Annotated in this window: 19 protein-coding genes and 1 pseudogene; 4 read left to right on the forward strand and 16 right to left on the reverse strand. The window is 61.3% G+C overall.

Annotation, left to right across the window (positions count from 1 at the left end; translation table 11 throughout):
• The 14 genes from CLV78_RS20020 to CLV78_RS20085 all read right to left on the reverse strand — a co-directional run bounded on the left by CLV78_RS20020 (position 1) and on the right by CLV78_RS20085 (position 13,992).
• A complete protein-coding gene (locus tag CLV78_RS20020; protein WP_106207379.1) occupies positions 1 to 1,431 on the reverse strand; it encodes a lactate racemase domain-containing protein in 1,431 nt (476 codons plus the stop codon).
• A 39-nt stretch (positions 1,432 to 1,470) separates the two neighbouring features.
• The gene (locus CLV78_RS20025) at positions 1,471 to 1,767 is read right to left on the reverse strand and encodes a putative quinol monooxygenase (RefSeq protein ID WP_106207381.1); all 297 of its coding nucleotides are present in this window, start codon (positions 1,765 to 1,767) and stop codon (positions 1,471 to 1,473) included.
• 16 nt (positions 1,768 to 1,783) lie between these two features.
• Positions 1,784 to 2,464: a nickel pincer cofactor biosynthesis protein LarB gene (gene larB, locus CLV78_RS20030; RefSeq protein WP_106207383.1), complete on the reverse strand. Its 681-nt coding sequence runs from the start codon at positions 2,462 to 2,464 to the stop codon at positions 1,784 to 1,786.
• Positions 2,461 to 3,288, reverse strand: a complete 828-nt coding sequence (gene larE, locus CLV78_RS20035) for an ATP-dependent sacrificial sulfur transferase LarE (RefSeq protein ID WP_106207384.1) — start codon at positions 3,286 to 3,288, stop codon at positions 2,461 to 2,463. Before larE ends, larB begins: the two co-directional genes overlap by 4 nt.
• Positions 3,285 to 4,598, reverse strand: a complete 1,314-nt coding sequence (gene larC / locus CLV78_RS20040; RefSeq protein ID WP_106207386.1) for a nickel pincer cofactor biosynthesis protein LarC — start codon at positions 4,596 to 4,598, stop codon at positions 3,285 to 3,287. Before larC ends, larE begins: the two co-directional genes overlap by 4 nt.
• On the reverse strand, positions 4,595 to 6,034 hold the full coding sequence (locus tag CLV78_RS20045; protein WP_106207387.1) for an FGGY-family carbohydrate kinase: 1,440 nt from the start codon (positions 6,032 to 6,034) through the stop codon (positions 4,595 to 4,597). The genes larC and CLV78_RS20045 overlap by 4 nt, the downstream gene beginning before the upstream one ends.
• A gap of 9 nt (positions 6,035 to 6,043) precedes the next feature.
• Entirely contained in the window at positions 6,044 to 6,712 is a 669-nt protein-coding gene (locus tag CLV78_RS20050; protein WP_106207389.1) for a class II aldolase/adducin family protein, read from the reverse strand.
• 2 nt (positions 6,713 to 6,714) lie between these two features.
• On the reverse strand, positions 6,715 to 7,890 hold the full coding sequence (locus tag CLV78_RS20055) for a TIM barrel protein (RefSeq protein WP_106207391.1): 1,176 nt from the start codon (positions 7,888 to 7,890) through the stop codon (positions 6,715 to 6,717).
• The gene (locus CLV78_RS20060; RefSeq protein ID WP_106207393.1) at positions 7,887 to 8,867 is read right to left on the reverse strand and encodes an ABC transporter substrate-binding protein; all 981 of its coding nucleotides are present in this window, start codon (positions 8,865 to 8,867) and stop codon (positions 7,887 to 7,889) included. Before CLV78_RS20060 ends, CLV78_RS20055 begins: the two co-directional genes overlap by 4 nt.
• 32 nt (positions 8,868 to 8,899) lie before the next feature.
• The gene (locus tag CLV78_RS20065; protein ID WP_106207395.1) at positions 8,900 to 9,673 is read right to left on the reverse strand and encodes an ABC transporter ATP-binding protein; all 774 of its coding nucleotides are present in this window, start codon (positions 9,671 to 9,673) and stop codon (positions 8,900 to 8,902) included.
• A gap of 4 nt (positions 9,674 to 9,677) precedes the next feature.
• Positions 9,678 to 10,433 (reverse strand): ABC transporter permease, encoded by a 756-nt coding sequence (locus CLV78_RS20070; RefSeq protein WP_106207397.1) that lies wholly within the window; start codon positions 10,431 to 10,433, stop codon positions 9,678 to 9,680.
• Positions 10,434 to 10,783: 350 nt separating this feature from the next.
• Positions 10,784 to 11,524, reverse strand: coding sequence for a GntR family transcriptional regulator (locus CLV78_RS20075; RefSeq protein WP_158263617.1), 741 nt, complete (start codon positions 11,522 to 11,524; stop codon positions 10,784 to 10,786).
• Positions 11,525 to 11,725: 201 nt separating this feature from the next.
• Positions 11,726 to 12,928: a mandelate racemase/muconate lactonizing enzyme family protein gene (locus CLV78_RS20080; RefSeq protein WP_106207401.1), complete on the reverse strand. Its 1,203-nt coding sequence runs from the start codon at positions 12,926 to 12,928 to the stop codon at positions 11,726 to 11,728.
• Complete coding sequence (locus CLV78_RS20085) at positions 12,925 to 13,992, reverse strand: LacI family DNA-binding transcriptional regulator (protein ID WP_106207403.1); 1,068 nt, start codon at positions 13,990 to 13,992, stop codon at positions 12,925 to 12,927. Before CLV78_RS20085 ends, CLV78_RS20080 begins: the two co-directional genes overlap by 4 nt.
• 121 nt (positions 13,993 to 14,113) lie before the next feature.
• On the opposite strand from CLV78_RS20085, the gene CLV78_RS20090 reads away from it, so the two are divergent.
• The 4 genes from CLV78_RS20090 to CLV78_RS20105 all read left to right on the forward strand — a co-directional run bounded on the left by CLV78_RS20090 (position 14,114) and on the right by CLV78_RS20105 (position 18,915).
• The gene (locus CLV78_RS20090; RefSeq protein ID WP_106207405.1) at positions 14,114 to 15,136 is read left to right on the forward strand and encodes a TRAP transporter substrate-binding protein; all 1,023 of its coding nucleotides are present in this window, start codon (positions 14,114 to 14,116) and stop codon (positions 15,134 to 15,136) included.
• A 67-nt stretch (positions 15,137 to 15,203) separates the two neighbouring features.
• Positions 15,204 to 15,779 (forward strand): TRAP transporter small permease subunit, encoded by a 576-nt coding sequence (locus CLV78_RS20095; protein WP_106207406.1) that lies wholly within the window; start codon positions 15,204 to 15,206, stop codon positions 15,777 to 15,779.
• Positions 15,780 to 15,782: 3 nt separating this feature from the next.
• Positions 15,783 to 17,117, forward strand: a complete 1,335-nt coding sequence (locus tag CLV78_RS20100; RefSeq protein WP_106207408.1) for a TRAP transporter large permease — start codon at positions 15,783 to 15,785, stop codon at positions 17,115 to 17,117.
• Positions 17,118 to 17,121: 4 nt separating this feature from the next.
• Positions 17,122 to 18,915, forward strand: a complete 1,794-nt coding sequence (locus tag CLV78_RS20105; RefSeq protein WP_106207410.1) for an IlvD/Edd family dehydratase — start codon at positions 17,122 to 17,124, stop codon at positions 18,913 to 18,915.
• 1,554 nt (positions 18,916 to 20,469) lie between these two features.
• On the opposite strand, the gene CLV78_RS23715 is transcribed toward CLV78_RS20105, so the two are convergent.
• Positions 20,470 to 21,033 (reverse strand): hypothetical protein, encoded by a 564-nt coding sequence (locus CLV78_RS23715; RefSeq protein ID WP_146136738.1) that lies wholly within the window; start codon positions 21,031 to 21,033, stop codon positions 20,470 to 20,472.
• Between the two features lie 593 nt (positions 21,034 to 21,626).
• Positions 21,627 to 21,750, reverse strand: a pseudogene (locus CLV78_RS20115) (IS5/IS1182 family transposase); the annotation flags it as partial.

Genomic DNA, 21,750 nt, shown 5'->3' on the forward strand with positions numbered 1-21,750 from the left:
TCAGGCGTTGCGGTGCAAGTGCACACCGACGCCGCCCGAGAAGGCCTCTGGCGTGCAGAGGATCTTCGGGTTCTTGCCGACATAGTTCTCGGCTTCCGCCATCGCTTGCTCGAACGTGCTTCGAGGCTGAAGCCCCATGCCGCGAGCAAATCCCGGCGCGCGGCCCCCCACCAGATAGATGGCCGAGGTCCAGAGGTGGGCGGCGCTGCCGCCCGAGATCATCGACATGGCATGGAACGGGTGATAGGTGAAATCGTTCGAATACCGGTAGCGGTAGCCGGTATCCATCGACAAGGTGTAGGCGTCCTCGGACTCTAGGAACTCGCGCGGCGTGTTGTACGCCTGAAGGGCCTGGTAGGTTTCCGCATAGGACGGGAACCAGAGTTCGTTGAACCAGCCGTCGCACTGCGCCGCCGCGATCACGACGCAGCCCGGGCGCAAGGCATTCCAGCAACGGGACAACTGGCCCGCGATCGCGAGGTTCATCAGGATCGGGTTGGTGCCCATGCCGGGGCCATAGTGGAAGTCGCGCGGCAGACCGATCACCAGCACATCCGCCGGTTCGGCCATATCCTCCAGCACGACGTTCGTCCGCTTGCCGGCCAGCGGCCAGGTGGCCTTTTCAACCTCCTCGAGAGTTCCGGCCTTTACATCCAGGATCTGCGAGTGCTGGCCAAGCACCGCATCGACTTCGAAGAAGGTCTTCCCGATCCGGGCTTCGATGGTTTGCCCGATGGATTTGAACTGGTCGCGCATGCGGGATTTGGGCGAGGCACCCATCCAGTCCTTGCGATGCATGGTTTGCGGCACATGGTGCGAGGCGATGGATTTCCAGCCCGCCAGTCCGGTGACCAGCATCTTGTAGCCGCCGGAGTAACCGCCGTATGGATTTCCTGCACAATGGCCGACCATGATCGGAATGTCGGCCTCGGCCATGATCCGGTTGGTTTGGACGATGTTGCCCATCTCGTCATTGCCAAGTTCGAGCAGGTTGGCGCCTTCGGCATCGTGGTTGATCAGCCGGTCCGGCCAGAACTGGTCGACGATCTTCTTGCCGAGATAACCGTACCATTCCTGAAGCGTATTCTGCCGGTGCAGGCCCATGGCGCAGATCAGAGTGATGTCCTCGATCCGGCAGCCACCGGCCAGCAGATCCTCGACAATCATCGGGATCGAGACCTTGCGGTGCGCGGTCGCGTGTGCGCCGCCCTTCACCCGGTCGGGAAAGGCAATCACCGCCGTCTTGCCCGGCCCTGCCATGTCCTTCAACGGCGGCAGGCCAAGCGGGTTGTCCAGAGCCTTCCGGGTGGCCTCATAGGGGTCAACGCAGGGCGGATCCTGATAGGTTTCGCCATAGCGCACGATGGTTGCCGTATCAGGCAGTTCCACCTGCATGTGCCCTTCGCCATAATCCAAACGGACCTGCTGCATGGCCTTGCTCCCTTCCACAGTTTTTAGGTGGCTGTCGTGTTACAGGTCGAGCTTCGCGCAACGCTGCCAGATCCGCTCGACCATCATGTCCTTGGCTTGCGCGAAATAGGCCTGGAAGTGATCGCTGGCCTGATGCGCCTTGAAGGAGTCTTCGCTGTCGTATTCTTCAACGAATCCAAAAGTATCCTCTGCCTCGTTGTCTTTGTAGACGTCGAAGCGCAGGCATCCGGGCTCGGTGTCGCGGCTCATGCGCTGGTTCTCGCGGATCAGGGGCAAGAACGCCTCCGTACTTCCCGGCTTCAGCTTCAGCTTCACGATCAGGGTGAAATTGGACATGAGATCCTCCTCGGAATTAACTTGGTATCTGGCGAGATGCCTTCAGGATCCGCAGCGCCGCACAGGCGGCGCCGTATCCGTTGTCGATGTTGCAGACGACGACCCCCGACGCGCAGGAGCTGAGGCAGGCATGCAGAGCGGTGTCACCCCCGCGGGCGGCTCCGTATCCGGTGGATGTGGGCACTGCGATCACAGCGCCCGGAACCAATCCGCCGACCACGGTCGGCAGCGCCGCATCCATACCGGCAACGGCGATGATAATCGGGTGGCGAGACAGGTCATCGACCCGATCCAGCAGGCGCCACAACCCGGCCACGCCCACGTCGAAGATGACTGTCGGATCAACGCCGTTGAAGTTCAGGGTACGCACGGCCTCCATCGCGGGGCCCGCATCCGAGGTTCCGGCCGCAACGACGGCAACCATGTCCCGCACCGGCTCATCGCATTCCGTATCGAACCGAAGAAACGCTGTACGGGATACCGGATCGTAGTCCAGCATATCGCGGAGGTCCGCGGTCAGTTCCGCATGGCTGTCCACATTCAGATGGGTCAGCAACATCGGATGCCGGCGTGCAACCACCATTTCCAATGCCGCGTTGATCTGCGCAACGCTTTTCTGGGCACAGAAGATCGCTTCTCCGATCCCCTGCCGTTTGTCCCGGCCATAGTCGAGATTGAACTGGTCAGCGGCGTTCATGGGGCGGGCCTCACGAAGGCACTGCCACGCCGGTAGGGGGCGACAGACACCGGGGTTTCCGAAATCTCCGGAAAGGCGGCCCGGAGGGTGGCGACAAGGTCGTTTCGGCCACAGGTGTCGAGTTGCTCCAGCGCGGTGCTGTCCAACTCAACGACCCAACCATCGTGACGATGGCGGAAACGGATGTCAGCCAGTTCCCGCTCTTCCCTGAACCAGCTCTCGACCCGGTCGATCAGGAGAAGATGCTCTGGCTCCACACGGAGCCCTGTCTCGACCCGGGAGGCGAGACAGGGCGTGGCCGGGAGGACAGCCACATCGCCAAGCCCGAGACTCCGGGCCAGGCGGCGAACGTCATTCTTGGCGAACCCCACATCGACATAGGGATGCCGCACCCGGTTCTCGGATGCTGCCGTCAATCCGGGCCGGAAATCCGTCAGATCGTCCGAGTTCGTACCGGACAGGACCACCCCGTCGGCAATCCGGTGGAGAGTTCTGTAGAGGTTCGTCTTGCAGAAGTAGCAACGATTGACCGGGTTGGAGCGATACCGCTCGTCGGCAAACTCGCCGGCATCGACCACTTCAAGCCGCCAACCCTCCTGCCGGGCCAGATCGCGCACGCGTTCGGTGGCTGCTTTCGGCACGGCCGGGGACACCGCATGCACCATTTTGACCGCCTCGCGGCCGAGCGTTCGGTGGGCGAAAGTGGCCAAAGTGAGCGAATCCACGCCGCCAGACAACGCCACGGCGGCTCGGCCGTAGGTTGCAAGCACCCCTTTCAATGCTCGTTGCCTCTCCGCAAACACATCGGAAACAATCCGGTTCATTGGGTCGCTCCTGCTGCACGCGCGTTGGACTCCGCGAGCAATCGCTGCCGCTGCCGGTTCGAGACACCCCTGATGTCATGAAGGTGATCCGCCTCGGCCTTGGCAGAGGGACCCGACGGGCGGTTCGCCATCTTGACCGGCGTGCCATCAACGTCGAGCATTTCCCGCGCGACAAGTCTGCGGCCAAGGATCTGGCGGCGCACACCAAGCGTGGTTGTCTCGTCAAGAATGGCGTCGCAGATCGCGTCGGCGCGCTCCGGTTCCGCCAGCACTTGCACTGCTGCCGCCATCCGCCCCTTTTTCCCGAACACCGGCCACTGGCAGACGTCGATCACGCCGTCCTCGGCCCGGATGTGCTCGATCGCGGTGGCAAGGTCTTCACCGGTCTGATCGTCGATCTCGCAACGCAGGACCGTGACCCGATCGGCCTGCACCTGTGTTTCAGCGTTCTGGTAAAGGCAGGCCCGCAGGATATTGCTGCGCCGATCCAGCTTCCGTGTGCCGAAACCGGCCCCGGAGCCCAGGAGCGTCAAGGCAGCAGGGTCCGCGTCCTGGGACGGGTTGAGGAACTTCAGGATGGCAGCCCCGGTCGGCGTGACACGCTCCCCGGTCTCACCGTCATCGAACAGGACAAATCCGGTCAGCAACTCCATTGTCGCTGGCGTCGGCACCGGCAGGTAGCCATGCGCGGTCCTTGCGAGGCCACGCCCACGGGGCAATTGGCCGATGGTCCAGCGGCAGGGCGAGAGAGCCGTGACGAGCGTTGCCGCAGCGAGAATGTCGGCAATCGAGTCTAGATTGCCAACTTCGTGAAAGCTGACATCCTCGGTCGCCACGCCATGCACCTTTGCCTCGGCCTCGGCCAGCAGTTCGAAAATGGCGATGGCCACATCCCGTACGTCTGCGTTCAGCGGCGATTGCTCAAGGCTGCGACGAATATCCCGCCAGCTGTTGTGGCTGTGGTCGCCATGGGCATGGTGGCCATGTCCGTGCGAACCCCGGCATGCCCCGTTCACCTTGCCGTCGTGGCTGTGCTCGCGGCTGGCGTCGGGGTGCTCTGCTTCGACGATAAAACGCGCACCTGTCAAAACGCCATCGGTGTGGGGCAACGGGCAAATCCGGTGTCCTGAGCCCAGGGACATCGCGGCGAGCTGCGCCTCGACCTCGGGCCACAATTCGGGGCACGCATCGAGGAGAGCTGCGGCGAACATGTCGCCTGCGACGCCACCCAGGGCGTCGAGGTGGATCACGTCCACTGCTTTGGGAAATGGCCGTCGCGAGGTGTCCCGTTTGGTCTGGTTACGGCTCATTCGATGTCGCTCCCGCAGCGCGCCGCCATCGTCCGTGCGCGGAGTTCGAGGTAGCGCGCATGGGCTTTTTCGAACGCGGCCACGTCCCCGGCGTCGGGGTCGATGACCTCTTTCACCGGGTTCACCCGGTCGAGGTCCACCCCATCCGCACCGAGGGCCCGGAACGCCATCAGGGCCGCTCCGATCGCGGCGCAGTCATGGTGTTTCCGGCATGTCACCGGCAGACCAAAGGCCGCCGCGCGCATTCGGTTCCAGTAGACCGAGCGACTTCCACCGCCGGCAAGAGCGAACCCGTCAAGAAAATCCACCCCACGGCCAAGGAGGCTGGCAGCATGTCGGGTTTCGTGGGTTATGCCCCGCACCGCCGCGCGAGCGAGTTGACCGGCGTCGGTGCGATAGGTCAATCCAGCGATCAATCCCGATGCCGCCGTATCGAAATCCGGCGCACCGGTCGTCCCCAACGTGGGAACAAATATGGTATCGTCGCGATCGTCCGCAGGACCAGCGTCGAGCAACTCACCCGGATCGTCACGTCCCAGCAGCCCGCATAACCAGAACAGCACCTGCCCACCATTCAGGTTGGGGACGGGGGAGACCCAGACATCCTCGTCAACCGGATAGGTCGGCACACCTTCACGCAGGCTCGCCTTGGGCGTCACGACGGTCAGGCTCTCGACGGTTCCGCTGGACCACATCGGGAAGTGCTCTCCGGCCCCTGCGCCGACAGAGGCAAGGTACTGGTCATGTCCGCCACTGACGACGCGTGCACCGCGCGGCAGGCCAAAGCGGGAGGTACTCAGCTGTCCGACCTCCGTACCGGGCAGTGCAATCCGCGACAGCAACGACGGATCGACCCCGGCAACGCCGGCCTGGCTGTCAGACCATGCCAACTTGCGACGATCCAGCAGGCCGGAACGTGCGGCCTGTGACAGAGCTGTTGCCGGTTCGACCCCAAGAGCCCGATGCACGATTTCTTCAAGGGTGCAGAAACCCGTGATTCGTCCAGAAATCCCGGTGTTGCGGAGGTGCACCCGCATGGCATGCACGCTCCACATGTCACGCAGGGGCAAGCCTGTCGTATCCACGAAATCGAGCGCTGCATCTGCCTCGTCCCAGACCCGGCACTCCCCGGATAGACGTGTGTCCGCAGTCAGCATTGCAGGCGCCAGCGGCGTACCGTCCTGATCGACGGGAACGATTGCCTCGCCGACACTTGTGATGGCGACCGCATCGATTGGCGACGGCGACTGGGCTACGGCGTCTTCGATCAGGCCTGCGACGCGGTCCGCAAGAAGGGATGCATCAAGCTCGACTGTCCCGCCGTCCCCATGTCGGGGGAGATAGGACACTCGCGACACCGCGGCGATTGCGCCATCGTCGTTCAGCACAAGCCCCTTGGCGCCCGAAGACCCGATATCCAACCCGAGAACGGCCATCCCCTTGCCTCAGCCCGCGGCTGCAACAGGCGCGGCACCGTAGCCGGCGGCGAGATAGGGTTTGTTGCGCAGGGCGCCCAGATCCGCGCCGAGCATGCGCATGTCGAGGATCATGCGCGCCGCGTCGTTGACCACGAAGGCCCGGTGCGTCGCCTGGTCGAGACTGTCGGCTCCGACAAAGAGCCCGTGCCCGCGCACCAGAACCGCTGGCACGTCGGCCAGCATGGGAGCAAGCGCATCGCAAAGCTCCTGCGAGGCAGAGGCATTTGCGACCTCCAGAACGGGAACGTGGCTGGGCAGTGCGCCGTGCCCTTCAATCTGCAGGGGCAGGATGACGTCCTCGATCAGGGCCAAAGAGTTGGCCGCGCAGGGATGGCAATGCACCACAGCCCGGTGATCGGAGGCTTCGTAGATCGCCTTGTGAACCATGAACTCCCGCGACAATTGGGAGGTGTCGCCGGAACCATCCTCGGTGGCCCAGATCACATCGTCCTTGCGGGTGATATGGCCCATGCTGCGCGTGCGCGTCACCCAGTATCCGCCCGGTCCGCGTACGCTCAGATTGCCCGAGTGGCTGTTGTTCAGCCCGCCCTGAAACAAGGCGCCACCGTTGCGCTGGAATGCGTCCAACAGCGGTTCCGACAGCGTCTCTGTTTCGATATAACCCCAACCGGCCATCTCTATTTTCTCCTGATTTCGTTTTCGGCGAGCACGCCGGATGCGGCGAGCGCCGCCATGGGATCACGCGGCAGGCCACGCTCCTCCCGCCATTCTTCCAGTATCGGGCGCACATCGGTCCAAAAGGCCGATTGCAGCACCTCTTCGGAAGCGACCGTGTCATGGTTCTCCTGCGCCTCGGCCAGCGCCGCGCGATCCACAAGCAGCGCCTTCAGCCACAACTCCTGCACGCGGCACACCGATTGCACCGTCGCCATCAGCGGCGATTTGGTGGTGTGGTGTTGATCGAACCCGAACCGGATGTCCTCGTGCATCCCCGAAGCGGCAAGCTCACAGAAGGACAGGAACATCATGTAGGGGTTGATCGCCCCCACCGTCAGATCGTCATCGGCGTTCAGGCGGTCGTTGATATGCAGCGCACCCAGACGCTTGCGTCGCATCAGTAGCGCCAGAATTGCGGGAATGTTGACACCCTGTGCGTGATGCCCGAAGTCGACCAGCACCGTGCAGTTCTCGCCGGCGGTTTCGGCCAGCATCAGGGCGGTGCCCCAGTCGGGAATATCGGTATAGTAGGGCGCGGGCTCGAAGAGCTTGTACTCCAGCAGGAACTGCAAGCCGTCGGGCACTTGCCCCGAAATCTGCGCCAGTTCGTTCGCGAGATCTTCGTAGCGTCGGGCAATATCGGCCTGCCCGGGATAGTGCAGCCCGTCCGGCAACCACAGGGACAACGCGGTCGCGCCCAGTGTATCGGCATGTTCGAGGCAGCGTGTCACAAGGTCCCGCGCCGTGGCCCGGATCCCGGCATCGCTGTTGGTGAGGGATCCGAAACGGAACCTGTTGTCCCGAGACAGGTTCGGGCACAGCGATCCGATGCGAATACCGGCCTCATCACAGGCTGCGCGAAGGTTCGCCGGGGTTTCGTCGACCAGATCAACAAGCGTGTTGATAGCCACTTCGGGTGTGACCCCGGTCAGCCGGTGGACCAGGCCCGCGTCGGCAATCTTTTCGAGGGGCGTGCGCGCGGCTCCGGCGGATGCGTGAATGTGAAAGCGGCTGCCCGTTGCGGTGAAACACCAGCCTGCGGTCTCGATCGGGCGCGCCCAGAACGCATCCTTCACCTCGGTAGGTAGTGTGCCCCCTGCTTGGGGGGGCACATGTTTTTGGGCACTCGCGCTCATTCCGGCAGACCGTTCTGGGCTGCTTCGATGTAGGGCGCGCCGTTGACGAAGTTCTCCGACGGAATCGGCTCTTCGAGGTTACCGATCAGCATCAGCTGCTTGTTCACGCCCGCCATCCAGCGATCCACGGTGCCATCGGTGAAGGCACTGGCGATCTGGTCGGCCGTGAAATACTCGGTGTTCTCGATTGCGAGTTCCACCGAAAGCGGGCTCAGATCAAAGGCCTTGGCGGCCATTTGGGCTGCTTCATCCCGGTTCTCCGCCCGCCAGTCGGTTGCCTTTTGCAGAGCCCAAAGCGCCCGATGCAGCAGTTCCGCCTCATCCTCGACGAAGCCTGGGTTGGCGATCCACATTCCCGGCCAGACATAGTCAGGATAGAAATCGCGGCCGGAGCTCAGGATCTTGGTGTTCGCCTTGTCGGAAATCTCGGCGTTGAAGGGCGACCAAAGGGCTGCGGCCGGTGCCTGCTTGGAAATCATCGCGCTGACGATGGTTGCCGGGCTTCCGCCCAGTTCCTCGATGTCGTCGGGCGAGAGGCCTGCCTGCTCAAGCGCGAGGTACAGAAGGATCTGCGACCCCGAGCTGCGTGGCGCCATCACGGTCTGGCCTTTCAGGTCAGCGATCGTTTCGATTCCGCTGTCGGGTTGGACCAGCACCTGGTCCGAGTAGGTCACGTTGTCGAAACCGACGAGCGTCGCGACGCCCTTCATGATCGTCGGCATCGGCCCAAGACCGACATAGGACATGTTGAGCTGACCCGAGGCAAGCGCGGCAACGGCCGGTGCGCCGGCCGTGAACCGTTGCAGTTCGGCGGTGATGCCGGCCTCTTCAAAGAACCCCATTTCCTGGGCAATGGTCACGGTACCACCGCTCCAGATGTCCGGGAAATAACCGATGGAAACCGTCGGCAGGTCGTTGGCGGATGCGCCTCCGGCAAGTCCAACCGCGACCAATGCGGCCGAAACAAGTGCTTTCATTTTCTTTCCTCCTCGTTGAAATGGGTCGTTCTTCAGGCCGCCGCGTTGTGCTGGGCTTCAATGAGCTGCCATGCCTGCGCCTTCATCTCCGTGAACTGTTCGGTGAACCGGATTTCCGGCGTGCGCGGATAGGGGATATCGACCTTGATGTCAGCGACGATCGTTCCCGGCCGCTTGCTCATCACCAGCACCCGGGAAGCCAGGTAAAAGGCCTCGTCCAGATCGTGCGTGATGAACATCACCGTCTGACCGAGTTGCTGCCAGCTTTTCAGAAGGTCGTCCTGCAACACCGCACGTGTCTGGGCATCAAGCGCGCCAAACGGCTCATCCATAAGCAGGACTTCCGGCTCGACGGCATAGGCTCGGGCAATCGCGGTGCGTTGCTTCATCCCGCCGGAAAGCTGGCGCGGATACAGGTCTTCGGAACCTGACAACCCCACGAGATCGATATGGTGCTGGGCGATCCGTCGCCGCTCTGCCCGCGGCACACCCTTCATGCGCAAGCCGAAGTCGATGTTGCCGAGAACGGTCTTCCAGGGCATGAGCGCGAATTCCTGAAAGATCACACCCCGCGCTGGCGACGGGCCCTTGACGATTTCGCCGCCCACGTCGATCTCGCCCTCCCGCGGCAGGACAAGCCCAGCGACCATGTTCATCAACGTGGTCTTTCCGCAGCCGGACGGGCCAAGGACACAGACGAACTCTCCGGCGTCGATCTCCAGCGAAGTTGGCTCCAGCACCGGCACTTCGGATTTCGTCGGGCCAAATCCGTGCGCGACATTGCGAATGCTGATGGATTTGGTCATGGGATCAGTCCTTCCACGGGGTCAGGCGGGATTGGGCGTAGAGAAGGCCACGGTCCATCAGCACGCCGATGATGCCGATGGTCAGGATGCCCACGAGGATGTCCGGAACCCGGAAGTTCTCCTGAGACGACATGATCATGTAGCCAAGCCCCTTCGACGAGGCGATCAGTTCAGCCGCCACAAGGCTGCCCCAGGCATTCGCCAGCCCCTGACGCATGCCAACCAGGATGTAGGGAAAGGTCGCCGGAACCACGACCTCTGCAAAGATCGACGTCTCCTTGGCGCCGAGCACTCGCGCCGCGCGGACCAGGACCGGGTCAACCTCCCAGACACCCTGGTAGACGGCGACGACGATCGCTAGGAAAGCCGCGAGAGCAATAACGAATATCCGCGCCGGCTCACCGATGCCGAGGTAGATAATAAGAAGCGGAATCAACGCAATAGGCGGTATGACACGCATGAACTGGACATATGGCTCTGCGAACCGGCGCACCGCCGGATACCATCCAAGAAGAAAACCGAACGGAATGGCGAGCACCGTTGCAATCGCGAAACCGACGAAAACCCGGTAAAGGCTCGCCCAGAGGTTTTCGAAGAGCGCACCGCTCAGGATGTTCTTCCATGCGGCCTCAGCAATATCACCAACGCCCGGAGCGATAAGCGGTTGGTCGACCATGATCGACAGCCCCTGCCAGGCCAACGCGGCAGCGACGATCGCGACAACAGTGGCAACCCACTGGGACTCATAAAGCGACTTCATCAGACCCAGGGCCTCGCCACCTCTATCCACCGATGCACTAAGTCTGTCATCAAGCCGCCTCTCCCTGCTTGTTCAACTCGACCGAGGACGCCCTGCTGGCGCTTCCGTCGCCCGGTTGGTTGCAAGGTATTATACATAGAACCTTTGTCAAGCAAAAAGCCGCGCCACGATCGCCGAGGGGGACTGTTTTGCAAAGTCGGGATGGTGTGGTGTTGGCGCGCCCGGAGCACGCCAGAGCGGTTGCGCCAGGCATGCACAATCGCCCCGGCTGCACGCTGGCACCAAATGCCCACGCCCCAAAAGGCTACTAGAAATCGACGATCAGGGACGCCGGGCTGGCCCGGCTTCAGTCATTGCTCGAAATGGATATGGAACGAAATGAAGGAACTCGGGTATTTGATTCGGGCAGCATAAAAAACATCGCCACTCGTATCCCGGAATGTCCGGTTGACGTCGGCGATGGGTGAATTGACATCGACCTTGAGCAAGCGCGCATCCTGCACATCCGCAGAGGCAATCGCCAGTGTCTGGTCGGCCGATGACATTTCGATCGAAAGCTCGGCCAGCACCTCAACGGCGATCCGGTGCCGAAAATCGTCCGGCGCCAGCGAATAGACATCGTTTCGAACGAACACATCCACCAGCGAGAAGGGCATTTTTCCCTTGCTGTGGATGCGGCGGAAGAAGGTGAACCTCTCCTTCAGTTGCACCGGGTCGACGCCGTCAAACTTCGGCACGGAGGGCGAATCCTCCAGATTGGTGGAAATGATCTCCGCCTCGCCCCCTCTGACAAGCGCCGTGAGGGTGTCGAGCTTCGCACTCATCCGAAACACTTCATGCGGGGCGACCGGACGGTCATTGACAAAAGTCCCGCGCCCAGACCCTCTTTCGATCAATCCCTCAGATTCAAGGATGTCCATGGCCTGTCGAACGGTCACCCTGGACACGCCCATCTCAAGCGTCAGGTCGTTGAGCGTCGGGAGCCGTTCGCCCGACTTGAAGGACCCGTCCAGAATGCGGCTTCTCAGGATTGCAGCCAGCTCCACATAAAGTGGCACCGCTTTCCGGCGCAGATTCTTCAGATCGGCCACGACAAACATCCCAAGTAAAATACCTTACCACCTTACACGCGGAAGACACATCGGGGAAGCCCGAAACCACGTGGAAGGGCGCGTGCCGAAAATGGTCAAGGATTTCACGGCACGAAGTCACCAAGCCGGAAACCCGGGAAACCGCCCTGCCCTGCGCAACCGCGTGCCGCTGCGGGCGCCCGCAGAACGCCCCCGGAAAGCTCAGATATCCGCCTCGGTGGTGGTGCGGCGACCAATCCTGAACGCGCGGTCAAGATCGGGCGACAGCTCCATGCCGAGACCCGGCCCCGGCGGAACGGAGATCATTCCGTCTCTGACCTCCGGAAGTGCCGTGACAAGATCGCGGTACCAGGTCTTGTAGAAGGCGCGCACGCTTTCCTGAACAAGCGCATTCGGCGCGTTCAACGACAGATGCGTGCTTGCCCCCAGAACCACGGGCCCAGTACAATCATGCGGCGCAACGGGCAAATGCCAGGCTTCGGCCATGGCGGCGATCTTTCGCGCTTCGCTCAGCCCGCCGCACCAGGACAGGTCCAGCATGATGACGCCGGCAGCATCCGTTTCGAGAAGATCGCGGAACGCCCAACGACCTCCCAGCGTCTCACTTGCGCAGATCGGCGCCTGGCTGACCTCGGCATAGCGCTTCAGGCTGCCGAGACTGTCCATCCGTATCGGGTCCTCGTGCCAGAATGTCTTGAACGCGGCCAGCTCGCGAGCGATCTGCATCGCGGGCAGCAACTGCCACATCGAGTGGAATTCAACCATGATATCCATCCGGTCACCCACGGCGGTCCGGATCTTCTCGAAAGGCAGCAATGCCTTCTTCATGTCTTCGGCCGAGATGTAGTGCCCGCGACTCTTTTCGGCGGCCATGTCGAAGGGCCAGATCTTCATCGCGGTGATGCCTTCGGCCAGAAGAGACTCGGCCAACTCGTCGGCGCGGTTCAGAAACCCGTTGAGATCGTCGAAATCCTCGGTCGCGCCGAGCCCGAAATTCCCGGATTGCTGCCCGGAGGCGTTCTTTATGTACTCGACACCAGCGCAGGTGTTGTAGGTGCGGATCTCCTGGCGGGTAAAGCCCCCAAGAAGCTGCGCAACAGGTTGCCCAACCGCCTTGCCGAACAGGTCCCACAGAGCGATATCGAATGCGGAATTGCCGCGCATCTCCACCCCGGTGGAGCGAAACCCGAGATAGCCAACGAGATCGGCCGACAGCAGATCGATTTGCAGCGGATCGCGTCCGATCACGCGCGGCGCAACATATTCGTGCAGATATGCCTCCACCGCCTGGGCAACAAAAAAGGTCTCGCCCAACCCCTTCAGGCCTTCGTCCGTATGGACCTCCAGCCAGAGCAGATTCGGCCGCTCCTCGATCCGAATGGTCTCGATCGCAGTAATCTTCATGTCGTTTCCCCGGAATGGATACCGACCGACGGCATCGGCCGGCGGCGTGTGGACTGGCGTGGAACGAGTTTGGTCCCGAGAATTACCGGCGGCGGAGCCGCCTCTCCCTCCGGATCCAGGGCCGCATTGATCATCTGGACTGATTGCAGGCCGACCTCATATCGTGGGGTCGCAATTGTCGTCAGCGACGGATTCACTTCGGCGCTGATATCGAGGTCATTGTAACCGCAGACGCCCAATGCTTCCGGCACGCGGATATTGCGGCGCGCGGCCTCGAAGAGAGCCCCTGTCGCAAGGTCATCGTTGTTGCAAAACAGCGAATCCGTGTCCGGCGCCTGGGCCAGAAGGTCGCTGAACAACTGCGCGCCAAGCCCTACCGACGAATGCAGCGGAGTCGAGACCACCCGCGCGGGTTCAAAGATCCCAAGCTGCTGCGCTTCCTCCGTGAAACCGGCCAACCGTACCCGCGAGCGGGGATCCATGCGTGCAGTCAGAATACCCGGGCGACGATACCCCATGTCGTGCAGATGCCGAACGGCTGCCTTCGCGCCCTCGAAATGGGAAAACCCGACGAGCCGATCAACGGGCTTGTCGGTCACATCCATGATCTGGACCACTGGACAGCTGGACGCTTCCAGCATCTTTCTCCCCGCCTCGGTATGATTCACGCCCGCCACGATCAGACCGGCAGGCCGCTGCTGAAGAAAGGTCCGAATCAAGTTCTCTTCCTTGCTCGGGCTGTAGCGAGAGTTCCCGATCTGCACCGTAAGGCGCGTCTCTTCTATCGCATCGTAGACGCCCTTGAGCACATCCGTGAACACGGAGTTGGTCAACGAGGGAATCACGAGCCCGACCACGTTGCTGCGCTTCGACGCCAGTGCCGAGGCCGCCATGTCTGGCACATAGCCGAGGTCATCGATGGCGCGAAGAATTCGTACCCGTGTATCTTCCGAGACCCGTTCCGGGTTCCGGATGCAGCGGGACACGGTGATTGCGCTAACCTTGGCGAGCCGCGCAACATCGCTCAGCGTGACCCGGGAGGAATCCCTTTTTTTGCTGCCCATTCCTCCTCCGAAGCCAATTGTCGCACGGTTTGAACTTGACGTGTGACAGCGCTGTCATTACCGCTACGCACACTTTGCGTCAAGCGCGCGAACGATCGCGTGCAGATTGGGAGGATCATCTATGCTCAAAACTACTCATCTGGCCCTTGGTACGGTTCTGCTCGGCCTCGGGCTTGCCAGTTCCGCCATGGCGCAGGACTTCGCACTGAAGTTCCAGTCGTCGGACCCGGCTGGCAACGCCAACTTCATCCTCCAGCAGGAATGGACCAAGATGGTCGCCGACAAGACCGGCGGACAGGTCACGGTGGAGCTGCTGCCTGTGGGATCGATCGTGGCTCACAACGAAACGCAGGACGCGATTGCCGCGGGCATCATCGATGGGCACATCACCGACACGTCCTATTTTGCCGGCAAGGATCCGGCTTTCGGCCTGATTGCAAACCCTGTCGGGGCATGGTCGTCGCCGGACGAGATGTTCGGGTTCATGTACGACGGCGGCGGCAAGGAACTGATGAACGAGATCCTGGAGCCCTATGGGCTGCACTTCATCGGCCCGACCACGCCCGGGCTCGAAGCCTTCCTGTCCAAGAAGCCGCTCGACGGCGTCGACGACCTAAAGGGCCTGAAGCTGCGCGCACCTGAAGGCATGGTGCAAAAGGTCTTCCAGGCAGCGGGCGCCGCACCTGTGAACCTCCCCGGCTCCGAAGTCTTCACCGCACTGGACAAGGGCGTCATCGACGCGGCCGACTATTCGGTCTTCTCGACAAACAACGACCAGGGCATGCACGATGTGGCGACCCATCCGGTCTTCCCGGGCTTCCACTCCATGCCGCTTGTCGAGATCTCGATCAACAAGGCCAAGTGGGATGCAATGTCGCCCGAACTGCAAGCGGCACTTGAAGAGACGGTAAAGGAATTCGCCCAAATGCAGGTCGCGACGCTCGCAGAGCGTGACATGACCGCCGTCGAGGCCGCCAAGGCAGGCGGCAAGGTCACCGTGCACGACTGGCCGGCGGAAGAACGCGCCAAGTTCCGTGGCATCGCCACCGGCGAATGGGAAAAAGCCGCGTCCGCATCTCCGGCGTCCCAAAAGGTGTATGACACGCTCGTCGCCTACCTGAAGAGCGCCGGCCTTCTGAACTGATCCCGTATGCTCCTTTGCCCCGCCGACCGTTGCGTCGGCGGGGCACACATTCCCCCAGGAGAAAGAGATGTCGGACCCCAATATCCCCAAGGATTCCGTGACGCCGACCGAACCCGTCGAACCATCGGACGAGGCGATTCCCGAGGCGGGCCTGCTCGGTCGGGTGATCAACAGCTTCGGTATCCTCTTTGCGCTCGGCATTCTTGCGTCGGCCTTCATCCTGATGATCGAAGTCGTCATGCGGTACGGCTTCAACGCACCGACCTTCTGGGCTCACGAAACCGTGATTTTCATCAATGCCTGTGCATTCGTATTCGGTGGCCTCTACGTCGTCGCCCGCAATGGCCACATCCGCGTCGTCCTGATCTACAACCACCTTTCTGGTGGTCTGCGCCGGGCCTTCGACGTGGGCATTTCCATCACATGCCTTGTCGCCACGATCTTCTTTGGCTGGGCTGCCTGGGCCGTACTCGTGCGTGCCGTTTGGACCCCCACCGGGGAGCTCAGACTGGAAACCAGCGGCAGCGCCTGGAACCCGCCGACACCGGGAATGCTCAAGATTTTCCTGTTCGTCATTCTCGTCATGATGGCGGTTCAGTTCGCCGTTCTGACCGTCAACTACTTCAGAAAGCCCGGACGCTAAGCCATGGAATTCCTGTCGCTTCTCCCCGAATTCAAGTCCATGGGCATCGAGTGGGGCACGCTCGTGATGTTCGCGATGCTGTTCGGCCTCTTGCTCACCGGGATGCCGCTGGCGTTCGTAACCCTGCTCGTTGCGCTGATCTTCGCACTGGCGTGGTTCGGCCCGATGTCGGTGCCGCTGATCACCTCGCGGATCTTCAGTTTCGTCAATTCCTTCGTTTTCGTCTCGGTGCCGATGTTCGTGCTGATGGCGGCAATCCTCGACAAATCAGGTATCGCGCGCGACCTCTTCGACGCCATGCGCCTGATCGGGGGCCGGTTGCGCGGTGGTGTGGCGGTACAGACGCTGCTAGTCGCGGTCGTGCTTGCGGCCATGTCCGGGATCATCGGCGGCGAGGTTGTGCTGCTCGGCCTGCTCGCGCTGCCTCAGATGCTTCGGCTGGGCTATGACCGGCGCCTTGCCATCGGCGTCTGTTGCGCTGGCGGCGCGCTCGGCACCATGGTGCCCCCCTCCATCGTGCTCATCATCTATGGCCTGACTGCCAGTGTCTCGATCGGCGACCTGTTTACGGCAGCCTTCATCCCGGGGTTCATGCTCGCCTCCTTCTACGTCGCCTATGTGCTGGTTCGTGCCTATCTCAACCCGGAAATCGCCCCCATTCCCGAAGCCAGACATGTGCCGCGGGCCGAAAAGCTTCGCTTGCTCAAGGGCCTGCTGCTACCGATCATGGTCGTGGTCTTCGTGCTCGGCTCGATCTATGGCGGCATTGCCTCCGTGACCGAAGCCTCGGCGGTTGGCGTGGGGGGCGTGATCCTGTCCACCATCATCCGCGGCGAGTTCTCAACCCAGCTTCTGGTCGACGCTGCCAAACGGACGCTCTCCACTGTCGGGATGATCGTCTGGATCGGCATCGGCGCCTCGGCCCTCGTGGGCGTGTTCAACCTGATGGGCGGTATAAACTTCGTCTCCAGCCTGATCACCGGCGTGTCCGAGAACCCGACGGTCATCGTGCTCTTGATGATGCTGATCCTCTTCGTGCTCGGCATGTTCCTCGACTGGGTGGGCATCGCCTTGCTCACCATGCCGATCTTCGTGCCCATCGTCCGCCAGCTTGGACTGGACCCGGTCTGGTTCGGTGTCGTGTTCGCGATGAACATGCAGGTCAGCTTCCTTTCGCCGCCCTTTGGCCCGGCGGCCTTCTACCTGAAGTCAGTGACGCCAGACGACATCACCCTGGGCGAGATCTTCCGCTCCTTGCTGCCGTTCATTTGCCTTCAAATTCTGGCCCTGGCGCTCCTGATCGCTTTCCCCGGGCTCACTCAAATCCTGCGAGGCTAACCCAATGTCCAACAAGAAACCCGACCTTCGGTCCCGCAAGTGGTTCGACAATCCCGACGATCTGGAGATGACGGCGCTCTACCTCGAACGCTACCTAAATTATGGGCTGACCATCGATGAACTGCGGTCCGGAAAGCCGATCATCGCCATTGCGCAAACCGGGAGCGACCTGAGCCCGTGCAACAGGCATCACCTGGAACTCACCAAGCGCGTTCGCGATGGCATTATCGCATCCGGCGGCGTGCCGTTGGAAGTTCCGGTGCACCCAATTCAGGAGACCGGGAAGCGGCCCACGGCGATGCTCGACCGCAACCTCGCCTATCTGAGCCTCGTGGAGACGTTGTTCGGCTATCCGCTCGACGGCGTGGTGCTGAACATCGGTTGCGACAAGACCACGCCGGCGCTGCTCATGGCAGCGGCGACGGTGGGAATCCCGGCCATTGCATTCTCTGTCGGACCTATGCTCAACGGCTACTACCATGGCAGCCGTGCGGGCTCCGGCACGGTTATCTGGGCTGCCCGGCAGGACCTCGCCGCCGGCAAAATCACCGCAGACGAGTTTCTGGACATCGCAGCCTCGTCGGCGCCCAGCGTCGGCTATTGCAACACCATGGGCACCGCCAGCACGATGAACAGTCTGGCGGAGGCGCTTGGCATGCAACTTGTCGGGTCGGCCGCGATCCCAGCGCCCTACCGCGAACGCGGCCAGATGGCTTTCGAGACCGGTCGTCGCATCGTCGACATGGTGCACGAGGATCTGGTTCCCGACCGCGTGATGACTCGTAAGTCGTTCGAGAACGCGATCGTGGTCTGCTCCGCACTCGGCGGATCGACGAACGCTCCGATACACCTCAACGCCATCGCCGCCCACTTGGGCCTGCCCCTGACAAATTCAGATTGGGAGACGTTCGGCTACGAAATTCCGCTGCTGGTCAACTTGCAACCGGTGGGCAAGTACCTCGGTGAGGATTTCCATCACGCTGGTGGTGTTCCTGCCGTGGTGGCCGAACTGCTGCGCAAGGATCTGCTGCCGCACCCGGATGCCCTGACCGTCGAGGGCAAGACCGTGGCCGAGCTTTATGCCGACTTCGCGATCCTGACTCCGGACGTCATCCGCACCACCGACGACCCGATCCTCGAACGCGCCGGATTCCTGAATCTGGGTGGCAACCTCTTCGACAGCGCCATTATGAAAACTTCGGCAATCGATGACGAGTTCCGCGGTCGCTACCTTGAGAATCCCGAGGACCCGATGGCCTTCGAAGGGCCGGCGGCCGTGTTCGACGGACCGGAGGACTTCCACAAGCGGATCGATGATCCTGCACTTGGCTTGACCGAAGCCTCCATTCTGGTGATGCGCGGCGCCGGTCCCATCGGCTATCCGGGCGGTGCCGAAGTGGTAAACATGCGCCCGCCCTCCTACCTTATCAAGAAGGGTGTGCACGCGCTGCCTTGTATCGGTGACGGAAGGCAATCCGGCACCTCCGGCTCGGCCTCTATCCTGAACGCATCGCCCGAGGCCGCGGCCGGTGGCGGACTGGCCCTGCTGCGCGATGGTGATGTGATCCGCGTCGATCTCAAGTCCCGCAAGGTCGATGCCAAGGTTGCACAGGACGAATGGGACGCACGGCGCACAGAACTCGACGCGCTGCTCGCAACGCTCACACCGGAAAGCCAAAGCCCGTGGCAGGCACTGTTCCGCGAAAAGGTCCGCCCCTTTGCCGAGGGAATGGTCCTGGACAACGCCACGGACTATCGGTCCATTGCCCGGAAAACCTTGCCACGTAACAACCACTAAGCCGACAGACCGAAAGCCGGCGCCCCCCGACAGCCGAGTGTGCCGCTTGGCTAGCGGCTTCGAACGTTTGTCTTCGTAGTCAAGGCCGGCCCCGGCGGCCTCATCATCGATGCCGGCAGTGCCGTCGTCCTGGATACCGGGCGGCGGATGTGGCTGAAGACCGGGGCGCCATCGGCACCTTGGGCGGCGGGAACCGGGCTCACTGGGACCGGGCGACCCACAATCTGGATTGCGGTAAGTGGCCGACACGATGGGCAAACTTGCACACCGCGGATGGGAAAACGCGCCAGACAATTCGTGGAAAACGGTGCCCAATATCATCGAATATGTCGACACGCAGTTCATCCTTGAGATCTACTGCCTACCGCATCGGGATGCCGGTCGCGTCCGGTGGCGAGGATTTCACCGCTAGAACCAAGGCCCGTTGAAATCCACTCTCGTGGAGATCGTGGCCGAGTCCTCCGCCGCGACCGTCCCGACCACCGGACAACCGTTCCGTCGCCTTACGGAACACAAGCCCTGCCGACAATATGCACCCTGCTCAGCAAAGCGATACTGATCGCATATTACTCGTCAAACGGAGCAGGCGGCACAGGAACCTGATCTAGCGATCCACGCATGAAAACACGATCAGGCTCAGCCCGTTCAGAGATCCACTGTGCATGCCGGCGTGCTGGAGTGATGATTGAACGCGGCACCGCCTGACTAACCCACACCCGCGGGATGATCGAAGCGTCCGTGTGGGATATTCGCAGCGAACAGAATCGACAGCGAGTTCGGCGCAATACGTCTGCTGGTAAATCGGGAACTCCCATTCGGAAGGTAAGCTCGAACGCCTCGTGGTCAGCTTCCTCTGCCGCTATGTGGCCCGGCACCGGTTGCCTTTTGGTGCCATTTCAAAGGCTTGAACCCCTGAAGAAATCCCATCGGCGAAACGGATATTTCGCCTTTTCGATCCTATGCTTGCCCCGCTATACGGGTCGGCGGAGACGTGGCCAAGTGGTCGAAGGCGCTCCCCTGCTAAGGGGGCGCCTCCTTCTTTTATTGTATTGTTTTTCAACATTTTATCGGACCTCCAATCTGACATTGACCATATATTGCCTATAGTCCCAATCGGTCTTCAGAAGCTCGTCGCCGATGTCGGCTGGGGTGAGCTTTGCATAGCGAAGGGCCGTCCTGGTGTTGTTCCATCCACCGAGTTGCATGAGACGGTTCAGGTCGCCCGTCTGCGCGTTATACTAGGTTGCAAAAGTGTGCCGACAGGTTGTCGGCGTCACATCGGCATCAAGTTCTGCGGCCACCCGAATGACGTCAAACTTCTTCTCGAGGAAACGTGTCGGCTCTTGGAGTTCCAAGAAGCTCCGTCCATCGGGCATACGGAAGGCCGACCCTTCAGTTTCGAGATTTGACAACTAGGACAGGCTTTCTCAACCACAGTAACGAGGCGGCGGCGGTACTTGTTCTTGGTCCCTTTGATCCGAATCTGTCGAGTAGTCGGGTAGAAATGGCTCGCATCAATACCAAAGGCTTCCTTCGGTCCGGGGCTCGCACCAATCATGACAGCAATAATTTGCCGTATTCGACGCTGCTGGTCCCAAGATCCGACGACGCTCTCCAAGCTGGCCGTCTCCTGCAACCTGCCGCCTCGTCGGGGAGCAAAAACCGCTCACGCCGCCGATCGTCGCGTCGCACTGGGGAGGATCCGAGTTGCTGATTGATTGCGGCGTGCGCTGGTCCGACGAACTCACGTCCAACAGTTTCCAAGGACCCATTGGGGAAGTGTTTCCTACCGGCCTTCCAGAAAGATTCCTTGGATATCTTGCTGACCGGGACGGCCTCGAAATGCTCCAGTGCATTCGCCAGTTTTCTGCGTTGTTCCTCGGAAGCGTCGTAGTTGCGTACAGCCTCCGCGAAAATGACATCGCCGTCTTCAGATGTCTTGGCGAGAAGTTCGTTCAGTAGCTGGCGATAACGAAGTTCGGCAGCCGGGCCCGTTACCTTTTGTTTCTTCGAGTCACGGATTCCCAAGCGCCAGCGATGACGTCTGCCTGATTCGTAGAAATCGCATACCCAGTCGCCCTGCGTTTCGCTCCACTTTGGTGCATAATTCGTGAGCAACGGTCTATTTCTCCTCTTAGCGCGTGCAACTGCTGCTCGCCGAATGAAAGTATAATTCCATTCCTCGAAACAAACTTGTCACTGCAATCGACGTGTTTCAGACAATCTGTGAGTATTCTGCGCGACATATTCAGTTCACTTGCGGCCTGGTCGGCATTCAGTGGGTAGCGAAAACCCTGCGATGAGCGGTTGCTTGTTGATTTTGGGGGCATTTTTAGTCGTTCTCGGAGGCGATCCGCGACGAGGTCCAAGATCTCCACAAGCAAACTCACGAAGAATGAATGCGGTGACCATGGGTCAACCTTTCTCGGCATTTTGCCTCCGCAGCATTTCGCATTGGCGTACTGCACATTCCGACGGATATCACTTCGTCGGCCACTGTTTTCCAGCGGAGTTAGGTCGCGACAAATCAACAAACCCTATGGGCGTTCACGCTGATCAAGGCGGCAAAGACTTCGCGCTTCGACCCAATAGCTTATTGCCGCGGCGCTATTTCATGAAAATGTACTAGGAGTGCCGAGTTCACGAAGCCAAGATGCGACTCGGCTGCTGGATAGAAGGAAGGGTCCAATTTTGTTCCCTAGGGTCAGGACTCATTTTGGCAGCCAAAAGAAGACGATGACTGCGATGCAGATGGCAGACAGGAACAGGTCTCCGCATCTTTCGTAGCGGGTGGCGATGCGGCGCCAATTCTTCAAGCGAGCAAAGGCATTCTCG

This window comes from Aliiruegeria haliotis (assembly GCF_003003255.1).
GTDB lineage: Bacteria > Pseudomonadota > Alphaproteobacteria > Rhodobacterales > Rhodobacteraceae > Tropicimonas > Tropicimonas haliotis.

Coding starts and splice junctions, on each gene's coding strand:
- CLV78_RS20050 (WP_106207389.1), bottom strand. CDS start 6,712: ATGGCCGGTTGGGGTTATATCGAAACAGAGACGCTGTCGGAACCGCTG.
- CLV78_RS20105 (WP_106207410.1), top strand. CDS start 17,122: ATGTCCAACAAGAAACCCGACCTTCGGTCCCGCAAGTGGTTCGACAAT.
- CLV78_RS20055 (WP_106207391.1), bottom strand. CDS start 7,890: ATGAGCGCGAGTGCCCAAAAACATGTGCCCCCCCAAGCAGGGGGCACA.
- CLV78_RS20095 (WP_106207406.1), top strand. CDS start 15,204: ATGTCGGACCCCAATATCCCCAAGGATTCCGTGACGCCGACCGAACCC.
- CLV78_RS20020 (WP_106207379.1), bottom strand. CDS start 1,431: ATGCAGCAGGTCCGTTTGGATTATGGCGAAGGGCACATGCAGGTGGAA.
- CLV78_RS20065 (WP_106207395.1), bottom strand. CDS start 9,673: ATGACCAAATCCATCAGCATTCGCAATGTCGCGCACGGATTTGGCCCG.
- larE (WP_106207384.1), bottom strand. CDS start 3,288: ATGAACCGGATTGTTTCCGATGTGTTTGCGGAGAGGCAACGAGCATTG.
- CLV78_RS20045 (WP_106207387.1), bottom strand. CDS start 6,034: ATGGCCGTTCTCGGGTTGGATATCGGGTCTTCGGGCGCCAAGGGGCTT.
- CLV78_RS20060 (WP_106207393.1), bottom strand. CDS start 8,867: ATGAAAGCACTTGTTTCGGCCGCATTGGTCGCGGTTGGACTTGCCGGA.
- CLV78_RS20070 (WP_106207397.1), bottom strand. CDS start 10,433: ATGAAGTCGCTTTATGAGTCCCAGTGGGTTGCCACTGTTGTCGCGATC.
- CLV78_RS20100 (WP_106207408.1), top strand. CDS start 15,783: ATGGAATTCCTGTCGCTTCTCCCCGAATTCAAGTCCATGGGCATCGAG.
- CLV78_RS20085 (WP_106207403.1), bottom strand. CDS start 13,992: ATGGGCAGCAAAAAAAGGGATTCCTCCCGGGTCACGCTGAGCGATGTT.
- CLV78_RS20080 (WP_106207401.1), bottom strand. CDS start 12,928: ATGAAGATTACTGCGATCGAGACCATTCGGATCGAGGAGCGGCCGAAT.
- larB (WP_106207383.1), bottom strand. CDS start 2,464: ATGAACGCCGCTGACCAGTTCAATCTCGACTATGGCCGGGACAAACGG.
- CLV78_RS20025 (WP_106207381.1), bottom strand. CDS start 1,767: ATGTCCAATTTCACCCTGATCGTGAAGCTGAAGCTGAAGCCGGGAAGT.
- larC (WP_106207386.1), bottom strand. CDS start 4,598: ATGAGCCGTAACCAGACCAAACGGGACACCTCGCGACGGCCATTTCCC.
- CLV78_RS20090 (WP_106207405.1), top strand. CDS start 14,114: ATGCTCAAAACTACTCATCTGGCCCTTGGTACGGTTCTGCTCGGCCTC.